Here is an 18,727-nt window from a genome sequence, read left to right on the forward strand (position 1 = left end):
AATGGTGATTTTATGAAACTGGAAGACAAGAAAAAATTATCTAGGTATACTGTGCTTATTATAATAATAGTAAGCATCTTCAGCATTATGGGAGGAAAACTTTTTTCACTTCAAGTTGTAAAAGGTTCTCAATACAAGGAAACTGCTAACAATAGATCTATAAGAGAAATATCTGATTCAGCACCACGAGGCAATATATTAGATAAGAATGGTGAAGTACTTGCCACCAGTGTCCAGAGTTATACTTTGGTTTACAATGAAACTGATGAGAGTGACAAGAAATTTTTTCAGACGATGCACGAGGTATTCAAAATTCTAGATGAGAATGGTGAAAGTCAGCAGGATGATTTTGAATTAAAAATAAATCCTTTCAAGTTTGAATTCAGAAGTGATGACCCAAAGACAAGAAGAAATCTTGAGATAAAGTTCAAGAGAGATAGAGGATTGAACGATGATATAGAATATGAGATAAAGAAAAAAAACGAGAATATATCCGAGGATGAACTTACCAAACAGGTAAACGATAGACTGCTTAAGATTTCACCTGAGGAAACATATAAGCTTTTATTGAAACAGTATCAAATAAGCAATAAATATCCGCTTGAAGAACAGAGAAGATTCATGATCATTAAGGATACTATAAAGATGCATAGCTTTTCGGGATATGATCCGGTTGTAATAGCTAATATCAGCAAGGCTACTGCATTGAAATTTTCCCAGATACTCAATGATCTTCCCGGAGTGGATGTGAATACCCAGCCTATGAGATCATATCCTAACAAGGATTTAGCTTCTGCGGTTTTGGGATATATATCCAAAATAAGCAGTACTGATTATAACAAATACAAGGGAAAAGGCTACGATCCAAATACTGACTATGTAGGACAGGCTGGTATCGAAGCTGCACTTGAAGATGAACTTAAAGGTAAAAAAGGAGGCAGAAGGGTAAAGCTTAACAATAATGGAAAGATAATTGAGGAAATGGGAACGGAGAAAGCTTTGCCGGGAAATACAGTCCAGCTTACAATACAAAAAAATGTTCAGCAAGCAGCAGAAAAAGCACTTGATACGAGAATGGAAGAATTGCAGTCGGATCCTTATGGTCAGCAAAGATCTGATACTACAAATGCAACAAGGGCTGCAGCTGTGGTTATAGATGTAAAAACAGGAGGGGTGATTGCACTTGCAAGTAGACCCGGTTATGATCCAAATCTATTTTCATCTCCAGGAAAACTTACCTCCGAACAATACAGTAAGTATTTCAGCCCTGATTTAGAAAAATTTGGTAGAGAATATATAAGTAAACGAGGAATTACCAGCCTTTATCATGGAGCAAGTGAGGATGATGTTTTGGATATATTATTTCCACTGGACAAGAGTATAAAGGGCAATACGACTATAAGACAGGATGTATATGATATATATTCAAAACCGTTTTATAATTATGCTACACAGTCGCTGATACCTCCAGGATCTACCTTCAAACCAATGACTGCTATAGCCGGACTTGAAAGTGGAGCGATAACACCGGGTTTTAGTGTGGATGATGAGGGCTTTTTCGACAAGGGAGGAGGAAATATTGTCGAATTTAAATTGGATGGTTCTAATGGTGTAGTAGATCTTGCAAGAGCAATAGAGAGATCCAGTAATCCCTATTTTATGACTGTAGGAAAGTTGATAAGGGACAATTTTGGAGATGATACGTTGGCCAAGTATGCATGGAAGTTCGGACTTGGTGCAGACCCAAAGAGCAAGGTAACACCGACTACGGGAATAGAAATACCTGAAAAATTTGGCCAGGTATATAATACAGTTTCAAATAAAAATGCTTTTGCCAATACTTATCTGTGGAAGACAATGAAAATACTTAAAGACGGACAGGATGACAAGGGAAATAGGGTAATCACCATGAATTTATATGACAGTGCCGGGGATTCAGATGAAGTGAAAGATATAAAAAAGAATATTAAAAATTTGATCCAGGACTGTATTAAAAACGGAAGTAAATCCTTTAGCAAGTCACGATACAAGGAATTGTTTTCAGAACTTGCTACAAAAGATCCCAACAATAAAAAAGAGATCACTGACAGTCAGATGGGTAATTTATTAGATATATTGTATTACATAACTGTGTCAGATGCCCATGTACAGCTGACGGTACCGGCTAATATAGAGGATGCAGCTATAGGACAGGGACTTAATCAGTTTACTCCGCTGCAGATGGCAAATTATATTGCTACAATTGCAAATGGTGGTACACGATATAAAGTTCACCTCGTAGAAAAAATACTTGATTCAGATGGAAAAGTTATTAAGAATATAAAGCCTGAAATTGCAGAAAAAACGGGAGCTAGTGATGCAAACATAGCTGCAGTTAAAGCAGGAATGGAGGCAGTTAATGAAAAAGGTACGGCTTCGCAGACATTTGCAGGCTTTCCCATAAAGACAGCAGGTAAGACAGGTACTGCCAGCCTTGGAAGCCAGGAACAGATGGCTAAGATTGGAAGAACCGATTATGCTGAATACGTAGGATATGCACCTCTTGATGATCCAAAGATAGCTGTGTGTGTGGTAGTATTTGATGGAGGCATGGGTGCAGGTTCTGCTCAGGTGGCAAGAGATATATATTCAGCCTATTTTGGACTTGATAAAAATCAAAATTAAAAAATATTGCGAATAGGAGGCAGCCTATTCGCAATGTTCATATATAATTTAAATAAAATTTAAAATAAAATCAAATATCTAGAAGGATTTAGAGAAATTTTGTTGAAATAATATATTGGCGGCATGTGGTGGAGGTCTAATATTATGGATGATGGTATAGTGGTAAAAGGAAATAGAGATGGAATAAACATAATCATAAATATAAATAAATATAAGGATTTTGATGAGATGGTTGAGGCTTTAAATAACAGGCTTTTGGCCGGAAAAATATTCTATGAAGGATGCACCTTGAAAATAACCACAGATTTGAAATATATAAATGAAAGACAATATAGAAAACTTAAAGATATACTATTTGAAGAATTTTTAGTGAAGGATTGTATATTTGAAGATAGAAAAGAAAAATCGAGCAAAATGTTTTCCGGTATTTATGAAGGAAGAACAAAATTTTTACGGCGCACTGTAAGAAGTGGACAAATTATAAATTATTCTGGTAATATAGTTGTAATTGGTGATGTAAATGCTGGTTCTGAAATATATGCTGGAGGTAATATAATCGTATTTGGTGCGCTTAGAGGATATGCACATGCTGGATTTGGAGGCAATTCTAAAGCAATAGTTGCTTCGTTTTATCTGGAGCCTGAAATGCTCCAGATTGCCAATGTAGTTACAAGATCACCTGAAGATAATGTTAAGCCACAGTATCCTGAGGTAGCAAGAGTGAGAGGTAATACTATAATAGTTGAACCGTACTTGCCTAATAAATTTATATAAATGGAGGTTTTTTTATGGGAGAAGCAATCGTAGTAACATCAGGTAAAGGAGGAGTTGGCAAAACTACTACTACAGCTAATATAGGAACGGGACTGGCTGCATTGGGAAAAAGTGTAGTTGTAGTTGATGGTGATACGGGTCTTAGAAATTTAGATGTACTGATGGGATTGGAAAATAGAATTGTATTTACACTTATAGATGTAATAGAAGAAAAATGCAAATTAAAACAGGCACTTATAAAAGATAAAAAATTTTCAAGTTTGTATCTTTTGCCTACAGCTCAGACCAGGGATAAGGAAGATGTAGACAGTAAGGACATGCTTAATTTGATATCTGAATTAAAGAGAGAATTTGATTATGTTTTAATTGACTGTCCTGCAGGAATTGAACAAGGGTTTGAGAATGCGATTGTAGGAGCAGATAGGGCTTTGATTGTAGTTAACCCAGAAGTTACGTCTGTAAGAGATTCCGACAGGGTTATTGGAAAATTGGATTCTAAAGAACTTGAAAATCATCAGCTTATAGTAAACAGAATAAATTATGAGATGACAAAAAAAGGTGAAATGCTTGATGTAAATGATATACTGGATAGTCTTGCTATAGAATTGATAGGAGTAGTACCTGATGACAGGGAAATAACTGTATCCACAAATAGAGGCGAACCTATAGTTTTAAATGAAAAATCCATAGCGGGCCAAGCTTTTAGAAATATAGCTAAAAGGATAGTTGGAGAAAAAGTACCATTTATGGACTTAACTCAGGGGCAAGAAAGTTTTTTTTCATCCATAAAAAAATTATTTGGGATTAAATAGGAGGTAATATAATGGACTTATTTAAAATCTTCTCGAGGCAGTCTTCTAAGGATGTAGCCAAAGATAGATTGAGACTTATACTCATACATGATAGATCCAACATGTCTCCTGATTTATTGGAAAATATAAAGGAAGATATTTTGAAAGTACTTTCAAAATATATAGAAATTGATTGTAAAGATATAAATGTGAAGATGACAAGTACGGAAGATATAGGTAAGAATTCTCCTGCATTAATTGCAAGCATACCAATAAAGAAGGTAAGGCGCAAAAAATAGGCTATGTATAAATTATACATAGCTTTTTTAAATCTATGTGATATAATTTTATGTAGTTGTGTGGAGGTTAGATAATATGCTGGAGAAGTTTGCTATAGAGAAAAGGTTCCTTCGGGAACTTGATTTTACAATAATAATAACAGTAATGGTTATTGCCATATTTGGAAGTCTAAATATATATAGTGCAACGCGTATGACACATGGATTTTCAACTTTTAAAACTCAGATTATATGGATAATCGGTGGAATCATACTGACCTATATTATATTGGTCATAGATTATGTCAAAATAAAAAACTATGCGAGCATAATATATTGGTTTGGTGTATTTTTGCTTATTTTAAATCGTGTCCCGGGGTTAAAATCAACGGTTAATGGAGCTGCATCATGGATAAGCCTAGGATTTATTTCCTTTCAACCTTCTGAGATTGCCAAAATAGGGATAATTGTCATGCTGGCAAAAAAGTTGGATGATATGAAAGGTAATATAAATAATTTAAGAAATTTTTGTGAACTCACGTTATATGCAGTTATACCAATGGCATTTATAATAAAACAGCCAGATATGGGAATGACGATGGTATGTTTTTTTACAGTACTTGGGATATATTTTGTAGCAGGATTGAATATTAAGACAATATTTGGAGGAATCATAACTGTTGCCGCAGCTGTAGCAGTAGCGTGGAAATTTTCCTTAATAGAAAAATATCAGAAGATGAGAATTATATCCTTGTTTGATCCTGTAAAATATGAAATGTCATATTCACTTCAATTAAGGCAATCTCAGATAGGAATTGGTTCTGGAGGCATATTAGGAAAAGGATTTTTAAATGGGACACAGATTTCTGGAGGATATGTACCATTTGCGTCTACGGACTTTATATTTGCAGTAGTTGGGGAAGAATGGGGATTTTTAGGTGCTTCAATTCTCATCTTGTTTTATGGTATCATTCTCTACAGGATAATAAGTATAGCCAGAGAAGCAAAGGATATATTTGGATCTATGGTATGTGTGGGAGTGGTTTCTACTATGCTTTTTTCTATACTTCAGAATATAGGAATGACTATAGGGTTGCTTCCAATAACGGGAATAACTCTACCGTTTATGAGTTATGGAGGAAGCTCAATACTGACAGCATTCATTAATATAGCCATGGTGTTGAGCATAGGAATGAGGAGGAAGAAGATAAATTTCTGATTAATGTATTGCAGGGGGATTTATGATGAAAATTGCATTTATTGCACATGATAAAAAGAAAGATGACATGATTGACTTTGTAAGAAAATATAAAGATATTTTTGAAAAACATGAATTGTTTGCAACAGGAGCTACGGGAAAACTTATAAATGAAATTACAGGTCTGAAAGTTCATAGGTTTCTTTCTGGACCACTTGGAGGAGACCAGCAGATAGGTGGAAGAGTTGCACAGGGAGATATAGATCTGGTATTTTTTCTAAGAGATCCACTTACTGCGCAGCCTCATGAACCAGATGTAGCTGCACTTTTGAGAATATGTGATGTACACAGTGTGCCTCTTGCTACTAATCTGGCTGCGGCAGAGATATTTGCAAAGGTAATAGGAACGCATTCTAGCAAATAGTGTCAATAAATGTGTAGCCGGTAATTTAGTATTTATAAATACTAAATTACTGGCTATTATTTTGGTCATAATTTATTATGATTTAAAATATATATAGTTTATGTATCAATGATATAGAAGGGTGATAAGTTTTGGGTTATTATAATTCACAGTATGAGGATTACTACAATCGATTGAGGGGAAAGGCAGGATATTCACCACACTATAATAAAATTGGAGATCAAAATATTAGACCGACTAAAGTTAATTATATTACAAGACGTATTATAAGAGATTTAACTGGAGTTCTAATATTATCTGTAATTGTAGTGGGATGTAGGGCTATATCAACTCCCCAAACTAAAGCTGTATATAATTATTCTAAAAAAATAGTGAATCAAACCTATGATTATACTAAGCTAAGACAAGATCTAAGTCAGATAAATCTAAAAACTATAAAAGATAAAGCGAAAAATATAATCGATAGAGTTCAAATCAACATGCCACAGTAAATAGCCGAGGGCTGATTTTGTGATAAAAATAAGCAGATATTTTATCCCTTATGTAATATTTTTAATTATCATAGGCTATAGAGGTCAGATTTTTTATACTTTTATAATAGTATTTTGCCACGAATTAATTCATTATTTAGCTGCCAGGTATCATAGGTTCTCTGGATTTGATATAGAATTTATAGCTGTTGGCACTGTAATAAAATTAAAGGACCTGGATGAAGCCACTAAAGAGGAAGATATTATTATTTCTTCTTCTGCACCTATGGCTAATTTGTTGTTTTCTATCATATTTTATATATTGAATAAAAAGTTTCAGGTTGAAATATTTTATATGCTTTTTTGCATAAATTTCATTATAGGTTTGTTTAATTTAATACCGGCATTTCCTCTGGATGGTGGAAGGATTTTAAGAAGCATATTAAATTTTAAGACTGATTATAGAAGAGCGAATAAAATTATGATTGTCATAAGCATTATTATAGGAAGTATATTAATGCTTATTTATGTAATAGGTTTTCTCAAAGGAACCAATATCTTTAATATTGGAATTATAGGACTGTTTATAGTTGTGTCTTCACTTAGAGAGAATGAAAGGGTATCATATATAATTATGGGTGATATTATCAAAAAAAAGTATAAATTTGTAAAAAGAGGTTATATAGAAAACAGAAATATTTCTATACATTATAGACAAAGCTTGCTTACTGCCATGTCTCTTTTTGACAAGAATAAATATAATGTATTTACTGTACTAGATGATTGTATGAAGATTGTAGATATGGTGTATGAGGAGGAAATAATAGAGGCGCTTAAATTTTATGGTAATATAACATTGGAGGAATTTTTAAAGTTAAGTGACAATCACATCATTTAAAAAAAACTGGTGTTATGTTAGAATATAGAGATATACTTAGGAGGAAGATTTTGATGAACAGAATTTCTGATGACATATTGTTTAAAGTAGAAAAACCAGCCCGCTATATTGGAGGAGAAATGAACTCCTTTATAAAGGATAGTAAAAATATAGATGTTAGATTTGCTTTTTGTTTTCCAGATGTTTATGAAGTTGGAATGTCACATCTTGGAATGAAGATATTGTATTATATTTTAAATAAAAGGGAAGATACTTATTGCGAAAGGGTTTTTGCACCCTGGCCGGATCTTGAAAAACTTATGAGAAAAGATAATATTCTATTGTATGCCCTGGAAAGTAAAGAACCTATTAGAAATTTTGATTTTATAGGATTTACTCTCCAATATGAAATGAGTTATACAAATATATTGAATATGATTGATCTGGCAGGACTGCCTGTAAGAGCATCGGAAAGAGGAGAACATGATCCCATAGTAATATGTGGGGGACCTTGTGCTTATAACCCGGAGCCATTATATGACATAGCAGATCTATTTGCCATCGGTGAAGGTGAAAGACAACTTCAGGAAATAATTGAGCTTTATAAAAGATATAAAGGGGAGAAAAAGAAATTTTTACGAGAAGCATCTCATATAGAAGGAGTATATGTACCTTCACTTTATACCGTAGATTATAATAAAGATGGTACTTTGAGACAATTTACGCCGATATATGATGATGTACCTTCCAGAGTCAAAAAGAGAATAATACCGGATTTAAATGATGTGCCTTATCCAGATAGGCTTATAGTTCCATATACAGATATAGTACATGACAGGATAATGCTTGAAACTTTTAGAGGGTGTAGCAGAGGATGTAGATTTTGCCAGGCGGGTATGATATACAGACCTGTTAGGGAAAAAAGAGTGGATAAACTTTTGAAGCAAGCAAATGAACTTATAAAAAATACAGGTTATTCCGAAGTTTCACTTACATCTTTGAGCATATGCGATTATTCTGACCTTAAGAGTTTGGTGAATGGTTTCATAGAAGAACATAAAGATGACAAAGTGGGGTTGTCTCTACCATCCCTGCGGATAGACTCATTTTCTGTAGGGCTTATAAATGAAATACAAAAAGTCAGAAAAACAGGACTTACTTTTGCACCCGAGGCAGGTAGCCAGAGAATGAGGGACATCATAAATAAAGGTGTCAATGAGCAGGATCTAATGACCTCTGTAAAGAGTGCGTTTGAGTCAGGATGGTCAACTATAAAGTTGTATTTTATGATTGGACTTCCTTATGAAACAAAAGAAGATATAATAGGTATTTCAGATTTGGCAGGTAAGGTTGTAGATGAATATTTTTCTGTCCCTAGGGAAAAGAGAAAAAATGGATTGAGGGTAACAGTAAGTACTTCCATATTTGTCCCAAAACCTTTTACACCATTTCAATGGGAGCCACAAATAAAAATGGAAGATGTAAAAGCTGAAATACAATTAATTAGGAAAGCTATAAATAAAAAACAGATAAATTACAATTGGCATGAAAGTCCTGTAAGCTATCTTGAAGCTGTATTTGCAAGAGGAGATAGGAAAGTTTGTGATGTTTTGATAGAGGCTTTTAAGATGGGGGCGAAATTTGATGGATGGTCAGAGTATTTTAATTTTGATATATGGATGGATGCTTTTAGAAAATGTAATGTAGATGGAGATTTCTATGCCTATAGAAAAAGATGTTATGATGAAATTTTACCCTGGGATTTTATAGATATAGGAGTAGATAAGAACTTCCTAATAAGGGAGAATGAAAAAGCTAAAAAGGCTGAAGTAACTCAAGATTGTAGGTTAGGATGTAAAAATTGTGGAATAAATATAAATCTTGAGGGGGAATGTTTTAGTGGTTCGGTATTTAATTAAATTCAGCAAAGAAAGTAGTGTGAAATTTATAGGACATCTTGATGTTATGAGAACCATACAGAGAATGATAAGGAGATCTAGGTTACCAGTCCAGTATTCAAGAGGATTTAATCCACATATAAATATGTCAATTGCACAACCACTTTCAGTAGGTGTTTATTCCTGTGGAGAATATATGGATATTTGCTTTGAGAAAGAAGTGGAAGAAGATGAGATAAAGTGCAGGCTAAATGAAAATGCACCAGTAGGAATAAGAATATTTGAAGCTAAAAAGATAAAAGACAATCCAGGTAAAAAGATATTTAAATCAATGGCGGAAGTATATGCCGCAAGGTATATAATAAAAATTAAATATTTGGATGCATCTAATCTGTTAGTCGATATAAATAATGTAATGAAAAAGGATATGTGGAAAGCTATGAAGAAAAGTAAAAGGGGAGAAGCTGAAACTGATATAAAAAAGTTTATAAAAGAAATGAACTATAGGGTAGAGGATAATATTCTTATATTAGATACAGTTATAAGCTGTGGAAGTAGAAATAATTTGTCAGCAGGACTTCTCGCAAATTATATACAGAACAATACTAGGCAACCTGATAAAAATGCTTTTGTGGATATAATGAGGAAGGAAATGTATAGTATTTATAATGACAAATTAATACCTCTTATAAGTGGGGTGGAACTTTGAAATATATATTTATAGATAGAAGTAGAGGATTATTAAGGGCTGTAATCATGAAAAATGATGATTTGAAAGAAATTTTTTTAAAAAAAGACGGTGAAACCTATCCTGGAGAAATATATAAAGGTGTTGTCAAGAATGTGGTCCCAGCTATAAAATGTGCATTTATAGATATAGGAAGCGACAGAAATGCTTACATGTATATTGACAGCAGATTTAAAAATATTAGCTTGAAAAAGGGAGAAGAAATTTTAGTTCAAGTTGTAAAAGAAGATCTAGGTAAGAAAGGCCCTAAAGTAATGAGTTCAGTTGCCCTGCCGGGAAAGTATTGTGTATTGAACAATTTTGATAGGAACATAGAATTTTCGAGAAGAATATCAGATAGTGAATTTAAGGAAAATGTACTCAGATACTTGAAACGTCCTGAGGGTATGGGAGTCATGATTAGAACAGAAGCCCAAAATATGACAACTGATATTATACAAGATGAATTGGATGAACTACACAAAATTTATAGGAATATAATTAGAAAAACTAAATATTCATTGAAACCGGGATTGATTTTTGATAATGGAGGGCTTGTAAAAAAAATTCTAAGGGATAAGCTGGAAACAAGTGATTTTAAAATATATGCAAGCGATAAAAATGATTACGAAAATATAAAATATTTTTTAAGAAGATATAATTATGCAGAAAATAAAGTGGAATTTTATAGTGGAGCTAGGAACCTATTTAGTTGTTATAATATTGAAAACAAAATATTAAATCTAAGAAATAGAAAAGTGTATTTAAAATGTGGCGGCTATATAGTTATTGATAGAACTGAAGCTATGTATGTTATAGATGTGAATTCAGGTAAAAATGTAAAGAATAGATCCATGGAAAAAACAGTTTTTACTACAAATTTTCAAGCTGCGGAAGAGATTGTAAGACAAATAAGGCTTAGAAATCTAAGTGGAATTATATTGATAGATTTTATTGATATGGATAAAATTGAGAATAAGTTGAAAATTATAGATATACTAAAGGTTGGATTTAATGATGATAAGAATAAAACTATAGTATATCCCTTTACAGAGCTAAATCTTGTTCAAATAGCTAGAAAAAGGTCTGGAAGACCTATAAGTGATTATATAGATGAAGATTGTGGCTATTGTGGAGGGAGAGGACGTAGAATAAAATTAGCATATATGAGCATGCTTATAGGAAATGAAATAGATAAAATGGATGAAATGAATATACATATTCAGATTGGGGATAATTATAAAAAAGATATTGAAGAAAATAGGGGTTCATTCTTAAAAAACATAGACAGCTGTGGCAAAAATATATATTTGACTTATGGTCATGGAGAATATTTCAAGATGGAAGCTCTTGTGTTTCCAAACCAGATTCAGCATTTCCAGAAATTTAAACTTGAGTTATAGATTTGAACTTAAAACTTTACAAAGTAAGCTATCTGTGCTAAAATACCCTTTGTAGGCCGCACGAAGTAGGTTAAAATTGTAGAAATAATATTTTCTGCATACCTTTTAGGCGAGACTGGATTGAGGAGGTGTTTTTAATGTACGCAGTTGTAGTTACAGGAGGAAAACAGTATAAGGTTTCAGAAGGAGACGTTATATATGTTGAAAAATTAAATGTTGAAGTTGATTCAACAGTTGAAATTGATAATGTACTTGCAGTAGGGAAGGAAGATGGAAATTTAGTTGTAGGAAAGCCTAAAGTTGATGGCGCAAAAGTAAGTGCCAAGGTTTTGTCTCATGGTAAAAACAAAAAGATAATTGTATTCAAATACAAGAGAAAATTAGACTACAGAAAAAAACAGGGACATAGGCAACCATATACTAAATTGCAGATAGAAAAAATAAATGCTTAATTATGATTAAGGTAGAGTTTAAACGTAAATCTTGTAATTTGGTTTCAGCTAGACTGACAGGGCATGCAGATTCGGAGAACAATGGCTATGACTTGGTTTGTTGTGCCGTTTCTGTATTATCACAGAGTATATTGATTGGGCTGACAGAAGTGTTGGGACTTGAAGTTAATTATTCTATAGAAAATGGCTTTTTAAGTTTTTCTTTGGAGAATATGCCGCAAAGTGATATAGAAAAATGTCAGGTACTAATGAAAACTATGTTATTTGGTTTAAAGAGAATAGAATTAAGTTACGGTAAATATATAAGTACATATGTAGAGGAGGTGTAGTTTAAATGATTATTATGGATCTTCAGTTATTTGCTCATAAAAAAGGAGTAGGTAGCTCAAAAAATGGTAGGGATAGTGAATCCAAGAGATTAGGTGCTAAGTCTGCGGACGGACAGTTTGTCTTAGCAGGTAATATATTGGTTAGGCAGAGAGGAACAAAAATTCATCCAGGAAATAATGTTGGAAGAGGCTCAGATGATACTCTTTTTGCTAAAATAGATGGTGTAGTAAAATTTGAAAGAGTAGGTAAAAGCAGAAAGAAAGCCAGCGTTTATCCTTTACCAGAGGAAGAATTAATAGCTGAATAATATTTATAAGGCACCCATTAGCAGGGTGCCTTTTTAAATCTAGAGCTTTATAATAAAGGGAGTGATATGGATGTTTGTAGATACGGCAAGAATATTTGTGAAATCCGGAGATGGTGGTGACGGAGCCATATCTTTTAGAAAAGAAAAATATGTACCACTGGGTGGACCTGACGGTGGCGATGGTGGTGATGGTGGAAGTGTGATTTTGATAGTTGATGAAAACAGCACAACTCTTCTGGATTTCACCTATAGGAAAAAATATAAGGCTGAAAAGGGAGAAAATGGTGCCGGCTCTAAATGTTTTGGGAAAAAGGGAAATGATTTATATATAAAGGTTCCTATAGGTACTGTTGTAAGAGATGTGAAAACAAATAAAATAATGGCGGATCTCTCACATAAAGGTGATAAATATATGGTTGCAAAGGGAGGAAGAGGTGGAAGAGGGAATGTAAGATTTACAACCCCTACAAGACAGGCACCTGAATTTGCAGAGCCAGGTATGCCTGGAGAGGAAATGTATATTTCTCTTGAACTTAAAATATTGGCGGATGTAGGATTAATAGGATTTCCTAATGTAGGAAAGTCAACTTTACTTTCCATTGTAACCAAGGCAAAACCCAAAATTGCAAATTATCATTTTACAACACTTAATCCTAATCTTGGAGTAGTTGATATTCCTGGTATAAATGGTTTTATAGTAGCTGATATACCGGGAATAATAGAGGGAGCATCTTCTGGCACGGGACTTGGGCTTGAATTCCTAAGACATATTGAAAGAACGAGGATTCTTATACATGTTGTGGATATATCTCAGATAGAGGGTAGAAATGCTTTTGATGACTTTGTTAAAATAAATGAAGAGCTAAAAAAGTATGATGTAAAATTATGGGATAGACCTCAAATAATTGCTGCAAATAAGTCCGATATGATGTATGATGATACTGTATTTAAAGATTTTAAAAATAAAGTATTAAAATTGGGATATGATAAGGTATTTAAAATATCGGCAGCTACAGGTTATGGTGTTGAAGAACTTATGAAAGAAACAGCTAGAATGCTCAATGAAATACCTATAAGTGATATGGAGATAGATGAAAGTGAAAGGTTTATACCGGAGGAGAAGAGATTTACTTATACTATAAGAAAAGAAGAAAATACTTACATTGTTGAAGGAAGTTTTGTAGATAGATTGCTTGCCAGCGTCAATGTAAATGATTATAATGAGCTTAGGTATTTCTATAATGTATTGAAAAATAAGGGAGTAATGGAAGAATTAATTCAAAAAGGGATTAAAGATGGAGATACTATACGATTAAATGATTTTGAATTTGAATATATGTTATAATTTTATTGAAAGAGGTAGCATATGATTAAAAAAGCTATTTTTGGCGGTACTTTTGATCCAATACATAACGGACATATACATATAGCTTATGAAGCATTGTATAAACTGAATTTAGATGAGGTTATATTTATGCCATCGGGTAATCCACCTCATAAATTGGAAAATGATATAACTGATGCTGCTATAAGATATGATATGGTCAAAAATGCTGTTGAAAAGGAACACAAATTTGTAGTCAGTGACTATGAGATAAACAGCAATAATTTAAGTTATACTTATAGAACATTACTGCATTTTAACGAAGTTGAAGAAAATACAGAATGGTATTTTTTAACAGGAGTCGACTGCTTGATGGATATAGACCAGTGGAATGATCCAAGTGGTATATTCAGATTGTGTAAATTTATAGTATTTAATAGACCTGGATTTAATATGGACAGTGTGAAAATGCAAAAAGAAAATGTTGAAAAAAAATATTCAGCACATATTATATTTTTGGATGCACCTCTTTTAGATATATCTTCTACGGGAGTAAGGGAGAACATAAAGATGGGTAGAAACGTAAGCTATCTTATACCAGAAAGTGTCTATGATATAATAAAAAAGTATAATCTTTACAGATAAAATTAAATAATTTATTGTTTTGGAGTGATTGTAAAAAATGTGGGATGAGGAACAGATAGATAAATATTTAAAGGCAAATCTTAAAGTGAAAAGATATGAACACAGTTTGGGCGTTAGCAGTACAGCAGTAAAACTTGCAGATTTGTATGGTGCTAATGTTACAAAGGCCAGAATTGCAGGTCTCATTCACGATTGTGCCAAATGTATGTCCGATAATGAATTGATAGATATCGCTAACAAGAATAAAATTATCATAGATGAAGTTTTAAAGGAAACTCCTAATTTGCTCCATGGATCTGTAGCTTCTATAATAGCAAGAGACAAGATGGGAATATATGATGAAGATATATTAAGTGCTGTAGCATATCATACTACCGGAAAAGAAAATATGAGCTTAATGGAAAAGATAATATATGTAGCAGATTATATTGAACCCATGAGAGATTTTCCAGGAGTAGATAAAATAAGAAAGGATGCAATGGAGAATTTGGATAGGGCGCTGCTTGGTTCTTTCAATAATACTATAAAACATGTTATTGACAAAAAGCAGCTGCTTCATTTGAATACTATAAAGGGAAGAAATTTTTTGATTTCTCAATACAAATATCAATATAGATAGAATGGAGGAATTTTTATGAAAAAGAAGATAATAAGTACTAAAAAGGCACCAGCAGCGGTAGGCCCATATTCGCAGGCCGTTAAAGTCGGAAATTTACTATTTGTTTCGGGACAGATTCCATTGGATCCAGAAACAGGGGAGTTGGTTTCAGAAGACGTAAAAGCAGCTGCTAAAAGATCTTTAGACAATATTGGGGCGATTTTAAAAGAAGCGGGATCATCTTTTAAAGATGTTGTTAAAACTACGGTATTCATAAAAAATATGGATGATTTTGCGAAAGTGAATGAAGTTTATGCTAAATATTTTAAGGCTGATATGCCGGCACGATCATGTGTAGAAGTAAAACTTCCAAAAGATGCTCTTGTGGAAATAGAAGTAATAGCGTTGGCAGGTTAGCTGGTTGTAATAGGGGCGTTTTATACCCCTATGTGCAGTCAAAAGAGAGGTTATAGTAATGTCACAATGTGGTGAGTTATTTTTTGATGTGGAACAGGGTGAAGAGGGATTAAAGTTAAGAGAATATCTTAGGAAGCATAAGAAATTATCGGGAAGATTGATAAAAAGTGCGGCTTTAGATGGAAGAATTGAAGTAAACAGTAAAAAGGTAAAATTGAATTACATATTGAAATTAAAGGATAGGGTATCTCTTAATCCATTTAAAGAGGAAAGTCAAAATATAAGTCCAGAAAAGATGGATATGGATATAGCATATGAAGATAAGGATATAATAGTAGTAAATAAGAGGCCAGGTATGGTTGTACATCCTACAAAGAATTATCAGAGTGGCACTTTGGCAAATGGATTGCTTTATCATTTTAAAGAAAATAATGAAAGATGTATAGTGCGGTTGGTAAGCAGACTGGATATGGATACTTCTGGCCTTGTAATAGTTGGAAAGAATCAATTTGCACATATGGCGTTAGCTAGGGATATGAAATGCAGTAATTTTGAGAAAAGCTATATTGCAGTGGTACACGGTAATATGAAGGATAAAGAGGGAATTATAGATATGCCCATATACAAGCCCGAGGGAATGGGTATAAAGAGAATAATAGATGAAAGAGGACAGAAGAGTATAACAAGATATAAAGTGATTAAAAGTCTGCAGCTTGGTGATATAGTTAAATTAGTTTTGGAAACAGGAAGAACTCATCAAATTAGAGTACATTTGAGTAATATGGGATATCCAATTTTTGGAGATACACTGTATGGGGAACATAATGATAACAATTATATAAATAGACAGGCACTTCATGCTTATAAAGTTAAATTTCCACATCCAAGAACTGGATCAATAGTTGAATTGGAAGCGGATATCCCTTGTGATATTAAAAATTTGATTAAAAAGATAAATTGAAAAATAAAGTTTTTCAATTTATCTTTTTAATTTCTATATGGATATGTATTTTTTTATTACAATAATTGTTATACCTATCAATACAATTAAAGATATAATTATAACAGTATACTGGGTGTTTTCCATATGTAGAAGTTGGCTTGAATGCTGATTGAATAAAGTTTTAGAATTATGATCTACACCGCTTAAGAGCTTTAAGCTTCCAATATTGCTGCCATTGAATGAGATTACAGCCTCTTCTACAGGCTCTCCTGCTTTAAATGATTTCGAATCCAATTTTTTATCTGATAGGTTGAATACAGGTACGGATTTATCATCAATGCTTTTAGTATAATAAAAGTCAGATTCAGCTATTAATGGAATTGATAAGTCATCTTTTGTATATGTGGTTACCAACTCACCTTTTGAGTAGAGTTTTTCAAGTTTAAAATTATTGAAGCCATAGTTGAATAGTGATATGGTATCGGGAAAAAAGGTTTTGTTTTTGTCATGAATCAAAGCCACAATTAATTTGTGACCTCCACGTGTAGCTGCTGCTACATAAGAATGAAGTGATTGTACTGTATATCCTGTTTTTCCTCCAAGTGATCCTTCATAGTAATAATGAGACTGTTTTTGAACTAATCTATTTTCATTCCATACGGTTCTTGGACTACTTGATTTATTGGTTGGTTTGATTGTGTATGAGAGTGTAGTAGCTATTTTCGAGTACTCTGGATTCTCTGATAATTTTTCCATCATAAGTGCTAAATCTCTCGAAGAAACCTTATGATTTTTGTTAAATAGACCACTTGGATTTGCAAAGTGTGTATGGGAAGCACCTAATTCCACTGCTCTTTTATTCATTTTTTCTACAAATTTATTTAAAGAACCTCCTACATGTTCTGCAAGTGCTTCTGCACAGTCATTATCGGAAGCAAGTAATAGTCCATATAATAGATCTCTTACCTTTAATTTTTCACCTTCAATTAGTCCAAGCCTGGTTCCATCTACTTTAGGTGGATTCTTGCCAACGGTTACATAGCTGTCTAAATCTCCTTTTTCAAGTACTAAAAGTGCAGTCATTATTTTAGTTGTTGAAGCTGGAGGATAGGCAGAATCAGGATTTTTGGAAAATAGAATTTTGCCAGTATTTGCATCTAATAATACTGCACTGTCAGCTGAAACGGAAGGAGGTTTTTCTTTAGCATAAATTCTTATTGGATTTATGTAATTAATAAGTAATAAAAATGATACTGCAAATATGATTAATTTTTTCATTTTTCCCTCCTCTAAATGTTATCTAGTATATTATATCAAAAAAATATGATATATGCGACATAATTTCTTTTAATTGTCAATAATATAGATAGTTAGTACAAATATATATTTTGAAGGAGTATTCTATAAATTGCAAATGAACTTTGTTTTTTAGGAGGAGGAGCCATTTGTGAGCATAGTAAATAAAATTGCAAGATGGATAGAAAAATGCAGCAGCAACAAATATAAGAAAAAGATTATAGGATCTGTGGTTATTTTAGCTGCATTTGCTATATTTCTAGTTGTGGGCTATAACAATTCAAAACCTGTTAAGATAACTGATGGTGAAAGTATTTTCAAGCAGGAGGATTACAAAGAAGAACAGGAAAAAGGGGAAGGGATGAAAGGCAGTTCTGGAGATATAACGGTTTATATAAACGGAGAGGTAAAAAATCCCGGAATATATAAGTTGAAAAGTGACAGCAGGATAGGTGATCTGATTAAAACTTCAGGAGGATTCAAGGATGATGCAGATACATATAAAATAAATTTAGCTAAAAAATTAAAGGATGAGGACTACATATATATAGATAAGATACAGAAGGAAGAAGAGTCAGGTAAAAGTGTAGGAGTGGAAGGTAAATCAGGACTGGATGAAGACGGAGTTGTAAATATAAATACCGCATCCATAGAAGAACTGAAAACAATACCCGGTGTAGGAGATATAACTGCCCAGAACATAATAGATTACAGGGAACAGAACGGTGATTTTTCATCGAAAGAGGACATAAAAAATGTTGATAGAATAGGAGATAAGACCTTTGAGAAGATGAAGGACAAAATTGATGTTAGGTAGGATTGTATAAATACAATATGCGATCCTACCATGCCATAGAATAAATAAAGAGCTGTCTTAAAAAATTAAGATAGCTCTTTATTGTTTTTCATAA

General features: G+C 32.9%; 21 protein-coding genes. 20 read left to right on the forward strand and 1 reads right to left on the reverse strand.

What is annotated here, in order from left to right; genetic code table 11:
• Positions 1-12 precede the first annotated feature (12 nt).
• The 19 genes from ACSVC9_RS01930 to ACSVC9_RS02020 all read left to right on the forward strand — a co-directional run bounded on the left by ACSVC9_RS01930 (position 13) and on the right by ACSVC9_RS02020 (position 16,538).
• On the forward strand, positions 13-2,664 hold the full coding sequence (locus ACSVC9_RS01930) for a penicillin-binding transpeptidase domain-containing protein (protein ID WP_446898704.1): 2,652 nt from the start codon (positions 13-15) through the stop codon (positions 2,662-2,664).
• A gap of 144 nt (positions 2,665-2,808) precedes the next feature.
• Positions 2,809-3,438 carry a septum site-determining protein MinC gene (minC, locus tag ACSVC9_RS01935; RefSeq protein WP_446898705.1) on the forward strand — a complete coding sequence of 210 codons (630 nt, stop codon included), beginning with the start codon at positions 2,809-2,811 and terminating at the stop codon, positions 3,436-3,438.
• A 14-nt stretch (positions 3,439-3,452) separates the two neighbouring features.
• Positions 3,453-4,250: a septum site-determining protein MinD gene (gene minD / locus ACSVC9_RS01940; protein WP_446898706.1), complete on the forward strand. Its 798-nt coding sequence runs from the start codon at positions 3,453-3,455 to the stop codon at positions 4,248-4,250.
• Between the two features lie 11 nt (positions 4,251-4,261).
• Positions 4,262-4,528: a cell division topological specificity factor MinE gene (gene minE, locus ACSVC9_RS01945; RefSeq protein ID WP_446898707.1), complete on the forward strand. Its 267-nt coding sequence runs from the start codon at positions 4,262-4,264 to the stop codon at positions 4,526-4,528.
• A 76-nt stretch (positions 4,529-4,604) separates the two neighbouring features.
• Positions 4,605-5,726, forward strand: coding sequence for a rod shape-determining protein RodA (rodA, locus tag ACSVC9_RS01950; RefSeq protein WP_446898708.1), 1,122 nt, complete (start codon positions 4,605-4,607; stop codon positions 5,724-5,726).
• Positions 5,727-5,751: 25 nt separating this feature from the next.
• Entirely contained in the window at positions 5,752-6,129 is a 378-nt protein-coding gene (gene mgsA / locus ACSVC9_RS01955) for a methylglyoxal synthase (protein WP_446898709.1), read from the forward strand.
• Between the two features lie 131 nt (positions 6,130-6,260).
• On the forward strand, positions 6,261-6,620 hold the full coding sequence (locus tag ACSVC9_RS01960) for an endopeptidase (protein WP_446898710.1): 360 nt from the start codon (positions 6,261-6,263) through the stop codon (positions 6,618-6,620).
• A 19-nt stretch (positions 6,621-6,639) separates the two neighbouring features.
• On the forward strand, positions 6,640-7,497 hold the full coding sequence (locus tag ACSVC9_RS01965; RefSeq protein ID WP_446898711.1) for a M50 family metallopeptidase: 858 nt from the start codon (positions 6,640-6,642) through the stop codon (positions 7,495-7,497).
• Between the two features lie 53 nt (positions 7,498-7,550).
• The gene (locus ACSVC9_RS01970; RefSeq protein ID WP_446898712.1) at positions 7,551-9,395 is read left to right on the forward strand and encodes a TIGR03960 family B12-binding radical SAM protein; all 1,845 of its coding nucleotides are present in this window, start codon (positions 7,551-7,553) and stop codon (positions 9,393-9,395) included.
• Positions 9,376-10,083: a TIGR03936 family radical SAM-associated protein gene (locus tag ACSVC9_RS01975; protein WP_446898713.1), complete on the forward strand. Its 708-nt coding sequence runs from the start codon at positions 9,376-9,378 to the stop codon at positions 10,081-10,083. The genes ACSVC9_RS01970 and ACSVC9_RS01975 overlap by 20 nt, the downstream gene beginning before the upstream one ends.
• Positions 10,080-11,504, forward strand: a complete 1,425-nt coding sequence (locus ACSVC9_RS01980; protein ID WP_446898714.1) for an Rne/Rng family ribonuclease — start codon at positions 10,080-10,082, stop codon at positions 11,502-11,504. Before ACSVC9_RS01975 ends, ACSVC9_RS01980 begins: the two co-directional genes overlap by 4 nt.
• Positions 11,505-11,641: 137 nt before the next feature.
• On the forward strand, positions 11,642-11,956 hold the full coding sequence (rplU, locus tag ACSVC9_RS01985) for a 50S ribosomal protein L21 (RefSeq protein ID WP_446898715.1): 315 nt from the start codon (positions 11,642-11,644) through the stop codon (positions 11,954-11,956).
• A gap of 2 nt (positions 11,957-11,958) precedes the next feature.
• Positions 11,959-12,285 carry a ribosomal-processing cysteine protease Prp gene (locus ACSVC9_RS01990; RefSeq protein ID WP_446898716.1) on the forward strand — a complete coding sequence of 109 codons (327 nt, stop codon included), beginning with the start codon at positions 11,959-11,961 and terminating at the stop codon, positions 12,283-12,285.
• A 5-nt stretch (positions 12,286-12,290) separates the two neighbouring features.
• Positions 12,291-12,593, forward strand: coding sequence for a 50S ribosomal protein L27 (gene rpmA, locus ACSVC9_RS01995; RefSeq protein ID WP_446898717.1), 303 nt, complete (start codon positions 12,291-12,293; stop codon positions 12,591-12,593).
• A gap of 70 nt (positions 12,594-12,663) precedes the next feature.
• A complete protein-coding gene (gene obgE, locus ACSVC9_RS02000) occupies positions 12,664-13,938 on the forward strand; it encodes a GTPase ObgE (RefSeq protein ID WP_446898718.1) in 1,275 nt (424 codons plus the stop codon).
• A 21-nt stretch (positions 13,939-13,959) separates the two neighbouring features.
• Complete coding sequence (gene nadD / locus ACSVC9_RS02005; RefSeq protein WP_446898719.1) at positions 13,960-14,562, forward strand: nicotinate-nucleotide adenylyltransferase; 603 nt, start codon at positions 13,960-13,962, stop codon at positions 14,560-14,562.
• A 37-nt stretch (positions 14,563-14,599) separates the two neighbouring features.
• Entirely contained in the window at positions 14,600-15,181 is a 582-nt protein-coding gene (gene yqeK, locus ACSVC9_RS02010; RefSeq protein WP_446898720.1) for a bis(5'-nucleosyl)-tetraphosphatase (symmetrical) YqeK, read from the forward strand.
• A gap of 15 nt (positions 15,182-15,196) precedes the next feature.
• Positions 15,197-15,577, forward strand: coding sequence for a RidA family protein (locus tag ACSVC9_RS02015; protein WP_446898721.1), 381 nt, complete (start codon positions 15,197-15,199; stop codon positions 15,575-15,577).
• 58 nt (positions 15,578-15,635) lie between these two features.
• Positions 15,636-16,538, forward strand: coding sequence for an RluA family pseudouridine synthase (locus ACSVC9_RS02020; protein ID WP_446898722.1), 903 nt, complete (start codon positions 15,636-15,638; stop codon positions 16,536-16,538).
• A 33-nt stretch (positions 16,539-16,571) separates the two neighbouring features.
• Here ACSVC9_RS02020 and ACSVC9_RS02025 read toward each other — a convergent pair whose 3' ends face one another.
• Positions 16,572-17,798 carry a serine hydrolase gene (locus tag ACSVC9_RS02025; RefSeq protein WP_446898723.1) on the reverse strand — a complete coding sequence of 409 codons (1,227 nt, stop codon included), beginning with the start codon at positions 17,796-17,798 and terminating at the stop codon, positions 16,572-16,574.
• A 169-nt stretch (positions 17,799-17,967) separates the two neighbouring features.
• Between ACSVC9_RS02025 and ACSVC9_RS02030 the strand changes: the two genes are divergently transcribed.
• Positions 17,968-18,633: a helix-hairpin-helix domain-containing protein gene (locus ACSVC9_RS02030; RefSeq protein ID WP_446898724.1), complete on the forward strand. Its 666-nt coding sequence runs from the start codon at positions 17,968-17,970 to the stop codon at positions 18,631-18,633.
• The last annotated feature ends 94 nt before the right edge of the window (positions 18,634-18,727 follow it).

Source organism: Clostridium sp. LBM24168 (assembly GCF_052953915.1).